Genomic DNA, 16,370 nt, shown 5'->3' with positions numbered 1-16,370 from the left:
CCACGCTTGGCGAAATGACCCTCTTAAGTCCCTTTCCCGTGGAATTCCGGCTGACGGATCGAGGCGGCGAGCCCCATCCGGTGCTTGATGACCTGTTTGAGAGCGTTGAGCTGGCCCAGAGCACTGCACTGGCTTGGCTGGTCCATCAGGGCCTGATTGATCCGGCCTTCCCTGCGGAGCTCCAGGAGCAATTGATGACCCAGTTCGTGGGCCTTGAGCGTCGAACCCCTAGCGGTGACTGGCGCACCCTGCGCTAGGTGAACGGCCGTCCCCGATGATGGTTTCACTCTGATACCAAAGTGGCCATGCCAAGCGCTGAGCGTTTTGCTGCCCTGCAGACCATTCAGCGGCGCAAGCCCGCTGCGGTGACCAAGCCATCAGCCCTGCATGAGATCTGGGCTGATGACGTCTTCACCCTGGCTCGGATGAAGGAGGCCCTGCCTCGCCAGGTGTTCAAGTCGGTTCAGAAAACCATCCGTGAAGGTGGTGCGATCGACCCGTCCGTCGCCGACTCCGTGGCGAACGCGATGAAGGACTGGGCGACCAGCCGCGGCGCTCTCTACTACTCCCACGTCTTCTATCCACTCACCAACCTGACCGCGGAGAAGCACGACGGCTTCATCACCCCGAAGAGTGATGGCCGCGCCATTACCGCGTTCACAGGCAAGCTTCTGGTGCAGGGTGAGCCCGACGGTTCCTCCTTCCCCAACGGTGGCCTGCGCTCCACCTTCGAGGCCCGCGGCTACACCGCTTGGGACGCCACCAGCCCCGCCTGGCTGATGCGCACCCCCAATGGGGTGACCCTCTGCATCCCCACGGTCTTCGTCTCCTGGACCGGGGAAGCCCTCGACAAGAAGACCCCGCTGCTGCGCTCCAACGCAGCCGTGAACCGCCAGGCCCGCCGGGTGCTGCAGCTGCTCGGTGAGACCGAGATCGCTCCGATCAACTCCAGCTGCGGCGCGGAGCAGGAGTACTTCCTGGTGGACAACGCCCTGATGGCGCTCCGCCCTGACCTGCAGCTCTCCGGCCGCAGCCTTTTTGGCGCGCCTCCGGCCAAGGGCCAGCAGTTTGATGACCACTACTTCGGCGCCATCCCGGAGCGGGTGCAGGTGTTCATGCAGGACGTGGAGGACCAGCTCTACCGCCTGGGCGTCCCCGCCAAGACCCGCCACAACGAGGTGGCCCCGGGCCAGTTCGAGATCGCTCCGGTGCACGAGGCCGCCAACGTCGCGACCGATCACCAGCAGCTGATCATGACCGTGCTCAAGAGCACGGCCAAAAAGCACGGCTTCACCTGCCTGCTGCACGAGAAGCCCTTTGCCGGTGTGAACGGCAGCGGCAAGCACGTGAACTGGTCGATCGGCAACAGCACCCAGGGCAACCTGCTGGATCCCGGCCACACCCCCCACGAGAACATGCAGTTCCTGCTGTTCTGCGGGGCTGTGATCCGCGGCGTTCACCAGTACGGCCCGCTGATGCGCGCCGCGATTGCCACCGCCAGCAATGACCACCGCCTCGGGGCCAACGAGGCTCCCCCGGCAATCATTTCGGTCTACCTCGGCAGCCAGCTCGAGGATGTCTTCAATCAGATCAAGGCCGGCCAGCTCAAGAGCTCGGCCACTGGCGGAATGATGCGTCTGGGCATCGACAGCCTGCCGGAGTTCCCCAAGGATGCCGGCGACCGTAACCGCACCTCCCCCTTCGCCTTTACCGGCAACCGCTTCGAGTTCCGCGCTGTGGGCTCCGGTCAATCCGTGGCCGGTCCCCTGGTGGTGCTCAACACCGTCCTGGCCGACTCCCTGGCCTGGATCGCCGATCAGCTGGAGGCCTGCACGGCCAAGGGCGAGAGCATCGAGCAGGCGAGCTTGGCTGTGCTCCAACAGATCACCAAGGAGCACAGCAACGTGATCTTTGGCGGCGACGGCTACTCCAGCGAGTGGCATGAAATGGCCGTCAAGGAGCGCGGTCTCGAGAACCTGCGCACCACCGCCGACGCCCTGCCGGTGCTGCAACGTCCGGCCATCCGCGACCTGTTCTCCCGCCACAACGTGCTCAGCCCCGTTGAGCTGGAGAGTCGCTACGAGGTGTACTCCGAGCAGTACTGCCTAGCGATTGAGGTGGAGGCCCGCCTGGCCGTGCGGATCGCCCGCACCCAGCTCTACCCCGCCGTTAGCGCCTACCTCGGTGAGCTGGCCGGATCCCTGCAGGAGCAGGAGGCCATTGGCTTGAATCCCTCGAAGGCGATCGCTCAGCAGATCGCTGGTCTGAACCAACAACTGCTGGACCGCGCTGCGGCCCTGGAGACGGCCCTAGGCAACGCGCCCCACGGCGCCGAGGCCCACATGCGGCACTGCGCCGATCAGCTGATGCTTCGTATGGGCGAGCTTCGCGAAGCCGCCGATGCCCTGGAGGTGCTGGTGGATGACACCGCCTGGCCCCTGCCCACCTACCAGGAGATGCTGTTCGTCCGTTAGGGCGTGGCTAGGGCAAGATCGCTGTTTTTAACAGCTCTCTTGCCCGCTCTTTGATGGGCCTGCAGTGGTACCCCTTGTTCACTGCGCTCGATCAAGCGTGACGTTTGCCATCCCTCGGGCTTCGAGCAGTGGGAGCTCAATTCATTCGGCCGTTGCCAAGCTGGGCTTGGCGATGGATGAATGCATCATTGGTCTTGAAGATGTGTACACGTTGCTGAGTGCCGTTTCGATCAGCAGTCACTCCTTTGAAGAGGTCAGCTAGAAGGACCCTGGAGACCAAGCCCAACCCGCGCGATGGCCGCACATTGAACCGGGCTCATGCCGCGCAGCATGCCTCTTCATAACCTCCAGGTGCGGAGTGAAGGAACATTCACTTGGGCGACGTCTCTGCGCTGCTGAACTTTGCGCTTGACAGCTTGAGTCTTGAATAGGCAAATCTGCTTCTTGTTTCCCTTTTGGGATGCGTCAACGGTGGCAGTTGTATCCACGCGACCTTTGAGTTAGAGGGGGGCTCAATGGTCTGCAGGCCCAACATGCAGGTCTGAATCAGTGACTCAGGCCATTGAGGAATTGCGTCATTCTCGGACCCATCACAGTTGTCGCCAGAGCTGGTGAACTTGGGATCACTTCCTGGTTTTGCGTCTAACTACTGACAAACGACTTGGGGAAACCTTGGGGGCGCTCAAGCCGAGGCCTTTCTGTAGTTTCGCAGCAACGAGGAGTTGACGATCACCGACAATGAACTGAGGGCCATCGCTGCGCCAGCGATCATGGGGTTGAGCCAACCCATCGCTGCGATCGGTATCCCCAGGCTGTTATAAGCAAAAGCCCAGAAAAGGTTCTGGCGGATCTTCCTCATCGTGGCCTTTGAGAGCCCGATGGCGGTCACCACGTCGCGTAGGTCATTTCCGAGAAGCAGAAGATCACCAGCTTCTTTGGCTACATCGGATCCCGAGCCAATAGCGATGCCGATGTCAGCAGTGGCCAAAGCAGGGGCATCGTTCACACCATCACCGACCATCGCCACGATTTGGCCCGTGCTCTGCAGGCTTTTGATCGTGGCGGCCTTGTCTGCTGGGCGCACCTCAGCGATCACCTCGCTGATCCCTAGCTCTGCAGCAATGGCCCTGGCGGTCGTGCTGTTGTCGCCGCTCAGCATCACAACACGAATCCGCCGCTGTTTGAGGAGCTCGACCGTCTGGCGTGATTCCGGACGAACCGTGTCGGCTACTGCGAGCAGCCCCAGCACCTCCGGACCGTGTCCAAGCACCATCACCGTATTCCCTGCAGCCTCGAGCTGCTGCAATTGATGCTCTACCCCTTCACTGAGCTCATCGATAAACCGCTCGGCCAGGGTGCGATTCCCTAGCCAGAGGTTTCGTCCGCTCACTACGGCCTGCACTCCCTCCCCGACCTGAGCCTCAAAATCGACAGTTGGCAGAAGCGGTAGCCCCTCGGCGGCAGCGGCTTCCAGCAGGGCCGACGCAAGGGGATGCTCAGAGCCGTGCTCTAGCGCGGCCGCCAGCTGCAGGATCACCTGCCTTGTTCGCTCCCCCAGCGGGACAACCTGCGTGAGAGAGGGCTTTCCTTGGGTCAGGGTGCCGGTTTTGTCGAACACCACGGTGGTGAGCTGCTCTACACGCTCCAGGACTTCACCGCTACGGATCAGGATGCCTAGCTCAGCACCCTTCCCTACTCCCACCATCAAGGCTGCGGGCGTGGCGATACCCAGTGCACAGGGGCAGGAAATCACCAGCACGGCAATGAAGGCCAGCAGGCCACTACTGAAACTGCCGGCCAGGGTCCAGAGGGCAAAGGCCCCGAACGCCAAGGTCACCACTGCTGGTACGAACCAGGCCGCGACCCGATCGGCCAGCACTTGTACTGGCGCGGAGCTGACCTGGGCCTCCTCCACGATGCGGATGATCTGTGCCAGGGCTGTGTCTGCCCCCACTCGAGTGGCCTCAAAGCGCAGTAGGCCAGGGCCGTTGAGCGTGCCACCGATGAGTTCTGAGCCGGTCTGCTTGCTCACGGGGAGCGATTCGCCGGTAACAAGCGCCTCATCCACGGACGAGGTCCCACCAACGACAACTCCGTCGGTCGGTACCTTTTCTCCGGGCCGCACCAGCACCAGATCACCGAGCCGCACCGTCTCGGCCGGCACCGTCATTTCTTGGCCTGATCGAATGACGGTTGCATTGGCCGGCTGGAGATCCAGCAGTCGCCGCACGGCTGCGGAGGAGCGCTGCTTAATGATCTCCTCCATATATTGACCGAGCAGCACAAAGGTGATGACGACGGCCGACACCTCGAAGTAAACACTCCCCTCGTCTATGCCGACCGGAAGCCACTGCGGAGCAAAGACCACGACCACGCTGTAGGCGTAAGCCACAGAGGTGCCTAGCGCGATCAGGACGTCCATATTCAGGGCCCGACGCCTTAGGGCCGACCATGCCCCCACATAAAAACTCCACCCCCCGAACACCTGTACGGGCGTAGCCAGCAGGAATAGCCATACCCCCCATGTGAGCCAGGGAAGCTGGGCTACCGGAGTCATGTTGATGATGCTCACCCCGGCGGCCAGGGCGAGGAACGCACTCGCGCGCAGAATCGCTAAAGCCAGCACTCCACTCAGCGCAATCCCAATACGGCGGCGCATACGCCGCAGCTGCTGTTGAGGGGCTAGGAAAGTCTGCTGGCAGCCCTCGCTGCAGAAGTAGTAGGTGCGTCCTGCTCGTGTGGCGGACAGGGCAGTGGCTGTGGGCACGACCATGCCGCAGATGGGATCCTTGGCCATCAGGCTCAAGGTCTGTGCGGGTGTTCTGCTGTCCATGACGTCAGGTCGGGAACCTGGTTTGTGTGGTGGTCATCAGCTGATGAACGAAGTCGCTGCCAAATAGATCACTGACAGCATGGACATGGTCTGTGGCATTGCATTGTCATGCTGCATTCATTCACCAGTTATGCCGGAGTCGCTCATGAACACTCTTTCGGTGTTGCTGTTTGTGGTATCAGCTCTTACGTCTCTCAGGGCGTCAGAAACTTCCTAAGTCACGATTAAATATCGGGCTTGGATCTCTGGGATTTTGGCTTTGTGGCGGTGCATGAGGCTGATTCTCTCTACGTTTTGCCTGCCTGTCTCTCTCGTCTATCTATTAATTATTCTTCTGAAGATGTTTCATCCGCACTTCCGTGGAAACCAGGCTGGCACCTCTCCTTTATACCGCAGGTACCGTATGCCGAATTCGCGCGTCACTTCGCGTTCCTCTTGGTGGGCTAGGCGGACATACATTGTGATCAAGATTGGGTACATTAACAATGTCAGCAATGTTGGCCACTGAAAAAGAAATCCTGTCATTACAAGAATAAAGCCCATGTATTGAGGGTGTCGTAATCGTGCATAGACGCCCGTTGTTGCTAGTTCCTGTTTTTGCTGCGCTTTGTAAAGCACTTCCCAGCCCCTCGCTATAAGAGTGAAGCCGAGAATGATTAGAGTAAAACTGGCAATATGGAATGGACCGAAATGAGGGTTATGTCTCCAGCCAAACAGCATTTCCAGGAGATGACCCGCGTCATGCGAGAACCAGTTGACAGAAGGGAGCTGTCTTTGTAGCCATCCAGACAGAAGGTAGATTGTCAAGGGGAATCCATACATCTCAGCGAATAGGGCCACGATAAAGGCACTAAATCCTCCAAACGTTCTCCAGTCACGACTCGTCTTGGGTTTAAAAAAGCTAAGCGCAAATAAAACGAATACCGACGCATTTACTGCGACTATTCCCCAGTGACCATAGGCGGGCATGTTTGGTTGACTCATTTCTGTCCGCCTGTATTCGGTTGACTGCTTTCTGCCCCATGGTCGCTATATCCGTGAGAGCACCGATTCCCTCCATGCATCAATAGGTGCATTAGCGGGCAAATGAGAAAAAGTAAATAGGGAAGTGCGCCCAGGGTATGGGCTGTGTGCTCCAGTATTAGGTATATAACGCTGACAAATAGAAAGCCGTAAAAGACGAGGTGAGATCGTTTTCTGTTTGGTTGGTTCCTGATTTGGGCTGCCTGGTGCATCGCCTGGGGCATTGGGGTGAATTAACAATGTCTTTTCTGGATGTGAATCCACGCAAAAGTGATTATTGCGTATCGATATTGTGGCTTTCATGTTGCTTTGCAGTAATAAGAAACTTCTGATCACCAATGTTGAGATGAGATCATCACTGCGTCTCAGCGTCAGAGCGTGATTCGACCCAGTTGGCCCTGAATCTTTTTTCTTCGTGTGTCTGGAGTCCAGCTTTTATGACTGCGGAGCCTGGCGTTTGTGATGCTCAAGATGTTGTTGGTGTTTGCAGGGTGGTTCTCTCGTATCACAGCAACCTCCATGCATTGGGCCGTGATGTGGATTGTTGATGGGCGTATTTGGAGGTGGATGTTGGCGTTGCGGTTGTTGCGCGTTCGCCGTTGATAACGCGCCTGCTGACAGCAGGCCAACTATGGCAGCGATTGCCAGGACTGATTTTTCGTTGGAAGTTTTCCTCATTGAAATCGATATTGCTTGTGGGGTGCATTCCCAGTGAAGACAACCCCATTGCGGTGTTTATTCATTTCAGCGATAATGCCCAAAATCTGCATACCTCGAGACTGCATCGGCTTTGTCAAGCCTCTGAGCAAATAATTGGAGCGCCAGAACACCAATCCGCGAGGCAGCTCTTGGAATGCCGCAGCGCTACCCCGAGCTGATGCGCTGCGGCTCTGCGAGGGGCTATGGGTCTCTAACGGCGGAGGCCATTCTTTGGCGCTTGGCTCAAGAGTGCCGTGCCGAACTGGGCGTAGAGCGCAGGGAGCACCACGAGGGTCAGCAGCGTTGAAGTGGGCAATCCACCAAGCACAACGATGGCTAGCGGCTGCAGGATCTCGTTCCCTGCCCCGAATGCCAGGGCAAGGGGCAGCATGCCGAGTGCGGAGGTGAGGGCTGTCATCAAGATTGCGTTGAGCCGTTCCAGACTTCCTTCACGCAGCACTTCCGTCAGCGTCTGACTGGAGGCATGGCGGCGGCTGTAGTTATCGACCAGTAGTAGTCCGTTGCGCACGGCCACACCGAACAGGGTGATGAAGCCCACGAGGGAGGCAATGGAGAGCACGCCACCACTGATGACAACTGCTACCAGGCCACCCACAAGGGCCAGGGGAAGATTGATCACGATCGCCAGCGTGGCTGGCCAGGAGCGCACGGCCATCCACATCAAAAGCGTGATCACCGCGGCAGCAAGCAAGCTGTAGGTCAGCAAATTGAAAGTCGCGCGTTCTTCTGCCTCGAACTGCCCGCCGTAGCGAATCACATAGCCTCTTGGGAGCTTGATCCTCTTGGTGAGGGTGCGCTGGATGTCATGCACCACTGAGCCGAGAGGCCGATCGCTGACATTGGCCGAGACGACGATCAACCGTGAGACATCCTCACGATTGACGATATTTGCACCAAGGTCGTAGTCGACTGAGGCCAACTCCCCTAGGCGGATCAATGTGCCCGATCCAGTCAAGAGCGGAAGGGCTCGAATCGCATCCAGGTCGTTGCGATCATCCTCTGGGACGCCAACAAACACGTCCAGGGATTGCTGTCCATCATGGATGCGGCCGACTACTTTTCCGTTCAATGCGATCTCGGCCTGAGTCGCCAGCTCCTGAATCGTGCTGCCGCTGGCCATCACTGCGTTGCGGTTGAACTGCACGCGCACCTGCTGGATGGGTAATTGCGGATCAAGTTGTAGATCGACAACTCCTTCGATTGGATGGATGGCCTCGCGGACTTCCTCTCCGATCCTGCGTAGTTCCTCGAGGTCTGGCCCGTAGATCTTGACCGCAATGGCACTTCTCACTCCTGAGAGCACCTCATCCATTCGGTGGGAGATGAAGCCTCCGACATTTGGTGCGACGCCCGGCAGCCGCAAAAAAGCCTCTCGCAGAGCACGAATGGCCCCGGAGCGATCAGCCATGGCCTGATCGCTTAACTCCACATCCACATGGGCCATGTTTACCCCGGCCCCATCGGCATCACCGGGTGCGCGTCCCGCTCGAACCTGCACCCACTGGAATCGAGGATCCCCACTGAGTGAGTGGCTTAGCGCTGCCCCCGCTCGGCTGGTCATCTCCAATGACACCCCGGGGTAGAGAACCATTGAGTTCACCAGGGATTGCTCTCTGAACTCAGGAAGGAAGACCCGTCCCAGACTGGGCAGAATCAGAGCGGTCGCTACGACACAGGCCAAAGCAGTTGTTAGGACACGACGGGGTGATTTGAGGGTTGCCTCGAGGATGGGTCGATAGAGACGCTCCGCCCGATCCACGATCCATGTGTTTTGGATCGGCAGTGCTCTTGGAGCGAGCAGCAATGCACAAAGGGCTGGCGACAAGGTGACGGCGACCAGGGTTGATGCTCCAATCGAGAGCAGGTAGGCCAGTCCCATCGGTTCAAAGATTCGTCCCTCGACACCGGAGAGAGAAAAGATCGGTGTGAAAACCACCAAGATGATCAGAGTGGAGAGCATCACTGGCTGGCGCACTTCTAGAGAGGTCTCATAGACCACATCCAAGGGATTCTTGGGGTCGGTTGCTCTTTGATTGCGCCGCAATCCTCGATAGCAGTTCTCCATGTCGACGATCGAGTCATCAACGACCGATCCGATCGCGACAACGAGACCGCCCAACGTCATGGTGTTGATTCCTAACCCCAAGGCCTTCATCAGCAAGAGACCAATCAGCAGCGAGAGGGGAATCGCACTCAGGCTAATCAGCGCTGCCCGCCAGTTCATCAGAAACAGCGTGATGATCAGGGCGACGATCACCACTCCGGAGATCAATGATGAACTGACATTTCTGATGGCCGTGTCGATGAAGTTGGCCTGTCGGAACGTGATTTGAATCTCAACGTCTTTAGGTAGTGTCCGGCTGATGGCGTTGATGCGTTCCTCCACCGCCTGCGTCACTGTTGGTGTATCGACATCCGGTTGTTTATTGACCATCAGCACGACGGCTGGCGCACCGTTGAAGCTGGCTTCCCCACGCCGCAAGGCTCCTCCTCTGCGGACTTCTGCGACATCCCTTAGGGAGATCGACGTTCCGTTGCGTCCTTTCACGGCGGATTGCGCCAAGGTCTCACTCGAGCGTGCGCTGCCATCAATGCGCACTAGGGCTTCTCGCCCGCCTTGGATTAGAAAACCGCCAGGACCGCTGTGGCTTGCGGCAGCGGCCGCTTCCCCAACTTGAGTGAGGGAGAGTTGATTCCGGTGGAGTTTGGCTGGGTCAACCCATACCTGTTGCTGGATCTCATCTCCCCCGTAAATCGTCACCTGCGCCACGCCGGGAATCTCCAGCAGCGGATGAGTGAAGCTCGACGCCACTAGTTGGCGGAGTTCGAGTTCCGGTGTGCTTCCCCCAGGCTTGAGGCTGAAGGCGACCTGCAGGACCGTGCCTAGCGGAGAGACCAGGGGTGAAATTTCCGGCTCATCAGCCGTTGGGGGCAGTTGCGACCGCACCGGCTGGAGGCGTTCGGAGACGGCCTGCCGGGCCTGGTTGATGTCCACATCAGCCGCGAAGACCACCTGCACCATCGACAGCCCGACCTTGGACGATGACCGCACTGTTTCCACCCCGGGGACTCCCTGTAGGGCTGACTCGATTGGGAGGGTGATGTCCTTTTCGACCTCCGCCGGTGCTAGTCCCGTTGCATTGGTCTGGACGTCCACCTGCGGCGGTGCAAAGGGAGGGAAAACATCCAGCGGCATCTGCTGGATGGCGAAGAGCCCCCAGGTACTGACCAAGATGGCTGCGGCGACGATGAGCCAGCGGCGGGCGATCGAAAACCGAAGCGTGGCGTTGAGGAGACGCTCAAGCATTACTTGCTGCTAGGGCGTCCCCGGACAATGCCGATGCCAATGGCGCTCACGACGGCAAGGGCCCCCACGACACCCAGAACATTGAGCGGCTTTTCGGTCGCTTCATTGGCTCCCGTCTTGCTCTGGTCCTGAGGTTGCTGGGTTTTCTTGGACTCGGCGTAAAGGCTTAAGGCACCTTGAACCACCACGTTCTCACCTGGGGTGACGCCCGTGAGCACCACAACACGCCCATCCCGTGCATCGCCGGTGGTCACGATTACCGGGTCATAGGTGCCTTCGCTTTTGACGAAGACCAACGTCTTCCCATCGGCTTGGATGACAGCGCTCATCGGGAGGGTGACTCCCGCTGGATCGTTCTGAGCTGGTTCGGTGCTGATCCCTAGAAGGACATCCTGTTCACTGTTGCTTTTGACTTGCCTGATATCACCCTGCTGTTGAAATTCATCACCGTGCCCCACGTGGGCGATCACCGGAACAATGACGCTCACCCCGGCTCCCAGAATGCAAGCCGAGGCAAGAGTTCGAACAACGGAATGGAGCACGGACTCGTTGATGCATGGCTTCTCCAACCATGGCGAGGCAGCGAGAGAAATGCCTGAATCAGCAACAGTTCTCAGCTGTCTGGCTCAGGGGCTTCCCGACTAATCAGTTAACCAAAAGCGCCCGCTGTCGCGAGGGAGCCATCTGATTCGGGAGTCCTCGAAACTCGAGAGCAAGTGGGATCGATGAAGGGTTCAGCCACCAGCCGATGGCGCTGCCATTGAAGAAGCTCAAATTCAATTGGGCACTTGAAGGATCTGGGACCAGCTCAAAAACGAAGGTCTTTCTTTCGCGTTGGAACGAGAAGAGAAAGCCCAGACAGGATGATGACCAGTGTAAGTATTCCGAGCGTTGCGGAGTAGTAGGGCTGCAGGTTGATGGGGCCGAAGCGTCCTGTATGGATCTTTAGCAGCCAGAAAGCATCAATTCCCTGCTCAAGCAATCCGCTATAAATCGATCCTGATAGAGCCGTAATTAACAAGGGCGCGGCCGCGATGGGTACGAGAAGTCGGTGGATCTTCCGTGCCTTCATTGCTTTCTTTGGGCTCGATGCAGTTCAGCTTCGTCACGGCAAGGCATCCATGCACCATTGTTTTGATGGGCGCCTTCGCATCCGAGCTTCTTTGCTTGCTCGAGTGCAGCTGCTTCTGTCTTGTAGATCCCTTTGCTGTGGGCGATGGAAGCCTGTGGAAGGATGCCAATCATGGTCAACGAAAGCAAGAGTCTTGAGAGTCCGGCTCTCGGACTCTTTTGATGAAAAAGACGCATCATCTTTTTGCCTTGATGGAGAAAAGGTGATCAAATTGCCGATACTCAGGCTTGCTTAGCCCCTGATGTTTGAGCATTTGCCTTAAGCGGTTGATCTCGTGCCTTTGACTGCGGATGATTTGCTCTGAGAGTCTTTGGATTGTCGTGCTTCTTGACTTTTTCAAGGCATCGTGAGCCATCTGCAGTGCTCCGCCATGGTGCATCAGCATTCCCTCCAGAAACCAGACGACCCTGGTTTCTGGAGTCGGCTTGGTTCCCGTCATTTGCATCCCCTGAATTTGCGCAGGTGTCATGCGTACAAGCTCAGCCTGGTTGTTTGGGTTTGCTCCAGAGCGCCAAGCAACTGGGTAGACGGGTGCGTCTGGATACCAGGCTCTGCGCCACTGGAGCATCGCCTTGATCTCCTTGGCCTGCTCGTACCAAATGTCATTGGCTAATGCGCCAAGACCAGGTGCGCCGATATTTAAAACCTCTTCGCTCATTCGCAAGGCACCCGTGTGGTGCTGAACCATTGCGTCGAGCCATCGCAAGTCGTACGTGGTGCCAGCGGGTCCTAGATCGTGCTGGTGTTCATGGCCGGCATGGGGTGCATCAATTGGCTTTGGGGCACTATGTGCTTCCGGCATCGCGTGATGACCGTGATGCATGTGGTCGTGATGCTCTTGCGTCATCACCGGAGCAGCCCACATGGTTGTGGCGGTGATGGCAGCAAGCAGACGGTTCACGGAAGGGCCAGGGCTGATCAATCATTAGAGCCTCCACCAACTGGAGAGTCAATCCGTTTCTACTGGGATGAGGGCTTGCTGGAGCCCACTTCAAGCAGTCAATCGCGCAATCGACGCTTCAACGAACAGATGTTCGCGGAGTTGGCCTTGATCTCTCGCTTGCGGGCTATGGATCTTCCACTCGTCAACGTCGCGTACTCCAGTCCACCCTCAGAAGCAAGGTGGAAGAGACAGGGGCCCGCTTGGTTGAGCGGTCCCTGTTGAAAGAGGAGCTCTGGTTCCCTTGGGGCCTGAGGATGCCTTGACTGCTTTTTGACCGTAATGACAGTTCCCCATCACCTAGATCTCAATCGGCGGCGACAGGAGTCGAACCTGTGAGCTAGTGCATCCAAGCTCGATTGATAAGTCCTGGGTTGTTCTGGTGAGCGTGTGCTCTCTGCCAGTACAGCAGCTCAAGCGCTGTACCTGATCCAATCTGCTCTGATGTTTTTATGCAGCAACCTGCTGCAACGGTTGTTGTTGCTTCGGCTTCTCCTCACTTACCAGGAGATGATGGTCGTCCTTTAGGGCGCTAGCAGCTTTGGCTTCGGCAGCTGCCCCGGGAGTCCATCCCTTAAGGGCCGCTGCCGGGCCATCCAAACCCGTCTGGCGATCGGGCCCATCAGGCCTCGGCTCAGCGCTAACCCGTGGCGCAGTGCATCAGTGCTTCCAATCCAGTGGCCCTGGCGTGCCTCGGCCAGCTGCAGGCTCTGCAATCGATTGACCTCCGGTCGCCGTCTGCGCTCGATTGTTTCCGCTGCGGTGTCAAGGTTCTGGCCGGCCAGCAGCTGTTCGGCGGCAACAGCGCTGTCCCGCAGGGCCAGGTTGATGCCCTGGGCGCGAACCGGACTCATCGGGTGGGCGGCATCGCCAAGCAAGAGAAGGCCTGGTTGCCACCAGCGCTCCGCCATGCCGACCTGGACCTTGAAGCGCACTGGAGCACTAAGCGCGTTCCCCCGCTCCCGAAGCAGCTGGGCTAGGGGCTCTGGCGCCAGTGTTTCCAGTCGCTCGGCCCAGGCCTCGGCGTTGAGACCCTCAGCGCTGTCCTCTTTCCTGAGCAACCAGGCCAGCTGCAGTTGGCCCGAGGCATTCAGGCAGGCACTGCCGATCCGCCCTCCGGCAACGAGGGTCTGGAAACCCCAGACGCAGTCCTTGGGGATTGGCCCGGGCAATTCAAACCACAGCAGCTCCAGGGGCTTGCCCGAGGTGCGGAGCTGGATCCCTGCCTGTTGACGTAGGAGTGATCCGCGGCCATCGCAGCCGATCACCAGGTCGGCCTCCAGTTGCTCGCCGTTGCTGAGTTCCACGCCACTGATGCGCGCCCCCCGTTGAACCACGCGCCGGACGGCTTGCCCAGGGCGCCAGTGCAGCGTGGGGCAGCGCAGCGCCCGCTCGAGCAGTGCCTCCAGCAAGGTCTTCTGGGGCACGAGCCGGCAGGGTTGCAGGGATCCCAGGGGTTCTGCCACCTGGAATAGGCGCTCGCGCTCGAGCCAGACGCTCCATCCCTCCAGGGGCCGCTGCGGCAGGTGCTCCAGCAGCGGCAGCAGCCCCATTCGGGCCAGGGCCTCCTGGCCGCTGGGCATCAGGGCATCACCACGGAACTGCCGGCTGAAGCGCTCACTGGCTTCGATGAGCTCGACCTGGGCTCCGCCTTCGGCAAGCTTGAGCGCGAGGCTCAGGCCAGCGGGTCCCGCTCCGACAACGATGAAACGGGGCGGTGGGGTCACTCAGCCGTCAGCAGCCTGAACCCAGTGAAGAACAGAGAGATCCCAAAGAGGGTGCCGACGGCCCAGAGGCTGTCGCTGGGCCACTCCGCCACCAGTAGGCCACCCAGGAGTGCCGTAACGAGACCATCGGCCAGCACCAGGCCCCGCGCCTCTGCCTGGCTGGCGGCGGCGGAGGCCAGCTCCATCACTCCTTCGAAGATCAGGAGCAGGCCGACGAAGAGCGTCAGGCTGATTTCACTTTCGACCGGGTAGGCCACCACCCAGATGCCAGCAATGACATAGAAGAGGCCCGAGAGCGCCCGAAAGATCTTTCCTTTGGTGTCCTCGGCTTGGCCGATGCGCAGTAGTTGGGTGACTCCAGCCACCGCGGCAATCACGCCAAAGCTCAAGGTGAGGGCGGTGGCGGAAATGAAGGGCAGTGCGATCGAGGTGACCCCAGCCAGAACAAGCAGCACGGCGGCGATGCGACGCAGGGTGTTGGGGGCCACAGACCGACTACGAAATCAACCGAAAGCTAGGAACGCTTTCCCTATTTGCCTGCCCCGTTCTTAGGGTGCGAACACAGTTGTGTGTGCAGCCCAGAGCCCCATGGCCGCGATCTTCAGCGACAACAGCCTCACGATCGGGCGCACCCCACTGGTTCAGCTGAACCGCATCACTGAGGGCTGCGGAGCGCGGGTGCTGGCCAAGATCGAAGGTCGTAATCCCGCCTACTCGGTGAAGTGCCGGATCGGTGCGGCCATGGTCGCGGCAGCTGAGCGCGACGGTCTGCTCGGCCCCGGCAAAGAACTGATTGAGCCCACCAGCGGCAACACGGGCATCGCCTTGGCCTTCGTGGCAGCGAGTAAGGGGATCAAGCTCACCTTGACCATGCCAGAGACGATGAGCCTGGAGCGGCGCAAGCTGCTGACGGCCTTTGGCGCCCATCTGGAACTCACCGAGGGCCGGCTCGGAATGACAGGGGCGGTGAACCGGGCCAAGGACATCGCCGCGAGCGACCCCGATCGCTACGTGCTGCTGCAGCAGTTCGTGAATCCCGCGAATCCTCAGGTGCACCACGACACCACGGGGCCTGAGATCTGGAGCGATACCGATGGCAATGTCGACGTCTTTGTCTCCGGCGTCGGCACAGGCGGCACCCTGACCGGGGTGAGCCGCTATATCAAGAACACCCTGGATAAGCCCCTGCATACGGTGGCGGTTGAGCCGATCAACAGCCCGGTGATCAGCCAGACCAAGGGCGGCCATGCCCTGCAGCCCGGTCCCCACAAGATCCAGGGCATCGGTGCTGGCTTCGTCCCAGGGAACCTGGACCTGGCCATGGTCGACTCGGTCGAGCAGGTCAGCGATGAAGACGCTGTGGAGATGGCCCGTCGCCTCGCCAAGGAGGAGGGGATCTTGGCCGGCATCAGCTGCGGGGCTGCCGCGGTGGCAGCCCTTCGCCTGGCCAAGGATCCAGCCCATGCCGGCAAGACCATCGTCGTGGTCCTCCCCGACTCCGGTGAGCGCTATCTGAGCTCGGTTCTCTTTGAGGGGATCTTCAACGAGCGGGGCTTGCCGATCGCCTGATCAGTCCGCCATCGGGGTGACGCCCTGCAGCCTTTCGTTCAGCTGCATGGCCATGGACTGACGGCCGACGGCCAGCACCTTCAGGGTGTCTTCGTGCATGCGCAGTTGTGCATCGGCAACCTGCATGCCGCGGACCAATTCTTTGACCTCTTCCGGAAGACCGTTGAGGTCGTAACGCTTCCCTTCAAAGGTCAGAACAGGGGGGATCTGGGCGGCGGAGTCGGTCACGACACAAGGCGGTAGACCGGGCCACCTTACGGGTCTTTCTTGGTCTCTGCTGGCGCAATTTGCTTTGGAAGGGGGCGCAGCGGCCGCTTGAAAAAGAACATCAACAACTGCCCAACCTGGGTGGTGGTCGTGAGCTCCCAACCCTCCTTACCCAGAAGATTCAGGAAGTACTGGAGTTGCTCGGCGGGGTGCTTCGGTGCGGCCTTTGCCTTGGCCTGTTGATCGGGTCCGTACTGCTGCGGAAATTCCCGGCTGATGAATTCGGGGCTGAGCTTGCCGCCCATCCGCTCACTGGCCACCTTCGGGTCAGGGGGAGCAGGCGGATTGTTGTTGTCCACATTGATGTGGATGACCCGATACTCCCAGACGGGCATCTCACCGAGTGGCTTGGCGGTGGGCCCTGGATCCGTCATGGGA

17 protein-coding genes are annotated in these 16,370 nt (G+C 59.4%); 5 read left to right on the top strand and 12 right to left on the bottom strand.

Annotation, left to right across the window (positions count from 1 at the left end; translation table 11 throughout):
• Positions 1-14: 14 nt before the first annotated feature.
• The 3 genes from MY494_RS03125 to MY494_RS03115 all read left to right on the top strand — a co-directional run bounded on the left by MY494_RS03125 (position 15) and on the right by MY494_RS03115 (position 2,736).
• A complete protein-coding gene (locus MY494_RS03125; RefSeq protein WP_247911295.1) occupies positions 15-257 on the top strand; it encodes a hypothetical protein in 243 nt (80 codons plus the stop codon).
• A gap of 48 nt (positions 258-305) precedes the next feature.
• Positions 306-2,474, top strand: a complete 2,169-nt coding sequence (locus MY494_RS03120; RefSeq protein ID WP_247911294.1) for a glutamine synthetase III — start codon at positions 306-308, stop codon at positions 2,472-2,474.
• 97 nt (positions 2,475-2,571) lie between these two features.
• The gene (locus MY494_RS03115; protein ID WP_247911293.1) at positions 2,572-2,736 is read left to right on the top strand and encodes a hypothetical protein; all 165 of its coding nucleotides are present in this window, start codon (positions 2,572-2,574) and stop codon (positions 2,734-2,736) included.
• Between the two features lie 420 nt (positions 2,737-3,156).
• Here MY494_RS03115 and MY494_RS03110 read toward each other — a convergent pair whose 3' ends face one another.
• The 8 genes from MY494_RS03110 to MY494_RS03080 all read right to left on the bottom strand — a co-directional run bounded on the left by MY494_RS03110 (position 3,157) and on the right by MY494_RS03080 (position 12,390).
• Positions 3,157-5,271, bottom strand: a complete 2,115-nt coding sequence (locus MY494_RS03110; RefSeq protein WP_247911292.1) for a heavy metal translocating P-type ATPase — start codon at positions 5,269-5,271, stop codon at positions 3,157-3,159.
• Positions 5,272-5,652: 381 nt separating this feature from the next.
• Positions 5,653-6,291, bottom strand: a complete 639-nt coding sequence (locus tag MY494_RS03105; protein ID WP_247911291.1) for an isoprenylcysteine carboxylmethyltransferase family protein — start codon at positions 6,289-6,291, stop codon at positions 5,653-5,655.
• On the bottom strand, positions 6,288-6,542 hold the full coding sequence (locus MY494_RS13280) for a DUF2933 domain-containing protein (protein ID WP_371820704.1): 255 nt from the start codon (positions 6,540-6,542) through the stop codon (positions 6,288-6,290). The genes MY494_RS03105 and MY494_RS13280 overlap by 4 nt, the downstream gene beginning before the upstream one ends.
• A 698-nt stretch (positions 6,543-7,240) precedes the next feature.
• Positions 7,241-10,357, bottom strand: a complete 3,117-nt coding sequence (locus tag MY494_RS03100) for an efflux RND transporter permease subunit (RefSeq protein ID WP_247911290.1) — start codon at positions 10,355-10,357, stop codon at positions 7,241-7,243.
• Positions 10,357-10,686 carry a hypothetical protein gene (locus MY494_RS03095; RefSeq protein WP_247911289.1) on the bottom strand — a complete coding sequence of 110 codons (330 nt, stop codon included), beginning with the start codon at positions 10,684-10,686 and terminating at the stop codon, positions 10,357-10,359. Before MY494_RS03095 ends, MY494_RS03100 begins: the two co-directional genes overlap by 1 nt.
• 479 nt (positions 10,687-11,165) lie before the next feature.
• Entirely contained in the window at positions 11,166-11,429 is a 264-nt protein-coding gene (locus MY494_RS03090) for a hypothetical protein (RefSeq protein ID WP_247911288.1), read from the bottom strand.
• Positions 11,426-11,602, bottom strand: a complete 177-nt coding sequence (locus tag MY494_RS03085; RefSeq protein ID WP_247911934.1) for a DUF3721 domain-containing protein — start codon at positions 11,600-11,602, stop codon at positions 11,426-11,428. The genes MY494_RS03090 and MY494_RS03085 overlap by 4 nt, the downstream gene beginning before the upstream one ends.
• Before the next feature lie 62 nt (positions 11,603-11,664).
• A complete protein-coding gene (locus tag MY494_RS03080; protein WP_247911287.1) occupies positions 11,665-12,390 on the bottom strand; it encodes a DUF305 domain-containing protein in 726 nt (241 codons plus the stop codon).
• On the opposite strand from MY494_RS03080, the gene MY494_RS13275 reads away from it, so the two are divergent.
• Positions 12,277-12,654: a MerR family transcriptional regulator gene (locus tag MY494_RS13275; protein ID WP_371820662.1), complete on the top strand. Its 378-nt coding sequence runs from the start codon at positions 12,277-12,279 to the stop codon at positions 12,652-12,654. The two genes, MY494_RS03080 and MY494_RS13275, sit on opposite strands and share 114 nt — an antisense overlap.
• 299 nt (positions 12,655-12,953) lie before the next feature.
• Here MY494_RS13275 and MY494_RS03075 read toward each other — a convergent pair whose 3' ends face one another.
• Together MY494_RS03075 and MY494_RS03070 are read right to left on the bottom strand one after the other, a co-directional pair.
• On the bottom strand, positions 12,954-14,156 hold the full coding sequence (locus MY494_RS03075) for an FAD-dependent monooxygenase (RefSeq protein ID WP_247911286.1): 1,203 nt from the start codon (positions 14,154-14,156) through the stop codon (positions 12,954-12,956).
• Complete coding sequence (locus MY494_RS03070) at positions 14,153-14,644, bottom strand: HdeD family acid-resistance protein (protein WP_247911285.1); 492 nt, start codon at positions 14,642-14,644, stop codon at positions 14,153-14,155. Before MY494_RS03070 ends, MY494_RS03075 begins: the two co-directional genes overlap by 4 nt.
• A gap of 100 nt (positions 14,645-14,744) precedes the next feature.
• Between MY494_RS03070 and cysK the strand changes: the two genes are divergently transcribed.
• Complete coding sequence (gene cysK, locus MY494_RS03065; protein WP_247911284.1) at positions 14,745-15,725, top strand: cysteine synthase A; 981 nt, start codon at positions 14,745-14,747, stop codon at positions 15,723-15,725.
• Here cysK and MY494_RS03060 read toward each other — a convergent pair whose 3' ends face one another.
• Together MY494_RS03060 and MY494_RS03055 are read right to left on the bottom strand one after the other, a co-directional pair.
• Complete coding sequence (locus MY494_RS03060; RefSeq protein WP_247911283.1) at positions 15,726-15,953, bottom strand: DUF6447 family protein; 228 nt, start codon at positions 15,951-15,953, stop codon at positions 15,726-15,728.
• Positions 15,954-15,979: 26 nt separating this feature from the next.
• Complete coding sequence (locus MY494_RS03055) at positions 15,980-16,366, bottom strand: hypothetical protein (protein ID WP_247911282.1); 387 nt, start codon at positions 16,364-16,366, stop codon at positions 15,980-15,982.
• Between the last annotated feature and the right edge of the window lie 4 nt (positions 16,367-16,370).

Origin of the sequence: Synechococcus sp. A10-1-5-1 (assembly GCF_023115425.1) — a bacterium.
Taxonomy (GTDB): Bacteria; Cyanobacteriota; Cyanobacteriia; order PCC-6307; family Cyanobiaceae; genus Vulcanococcus.
This window is presented reverse-complemented; position numbering and strand designations above follow the sequence as displayed.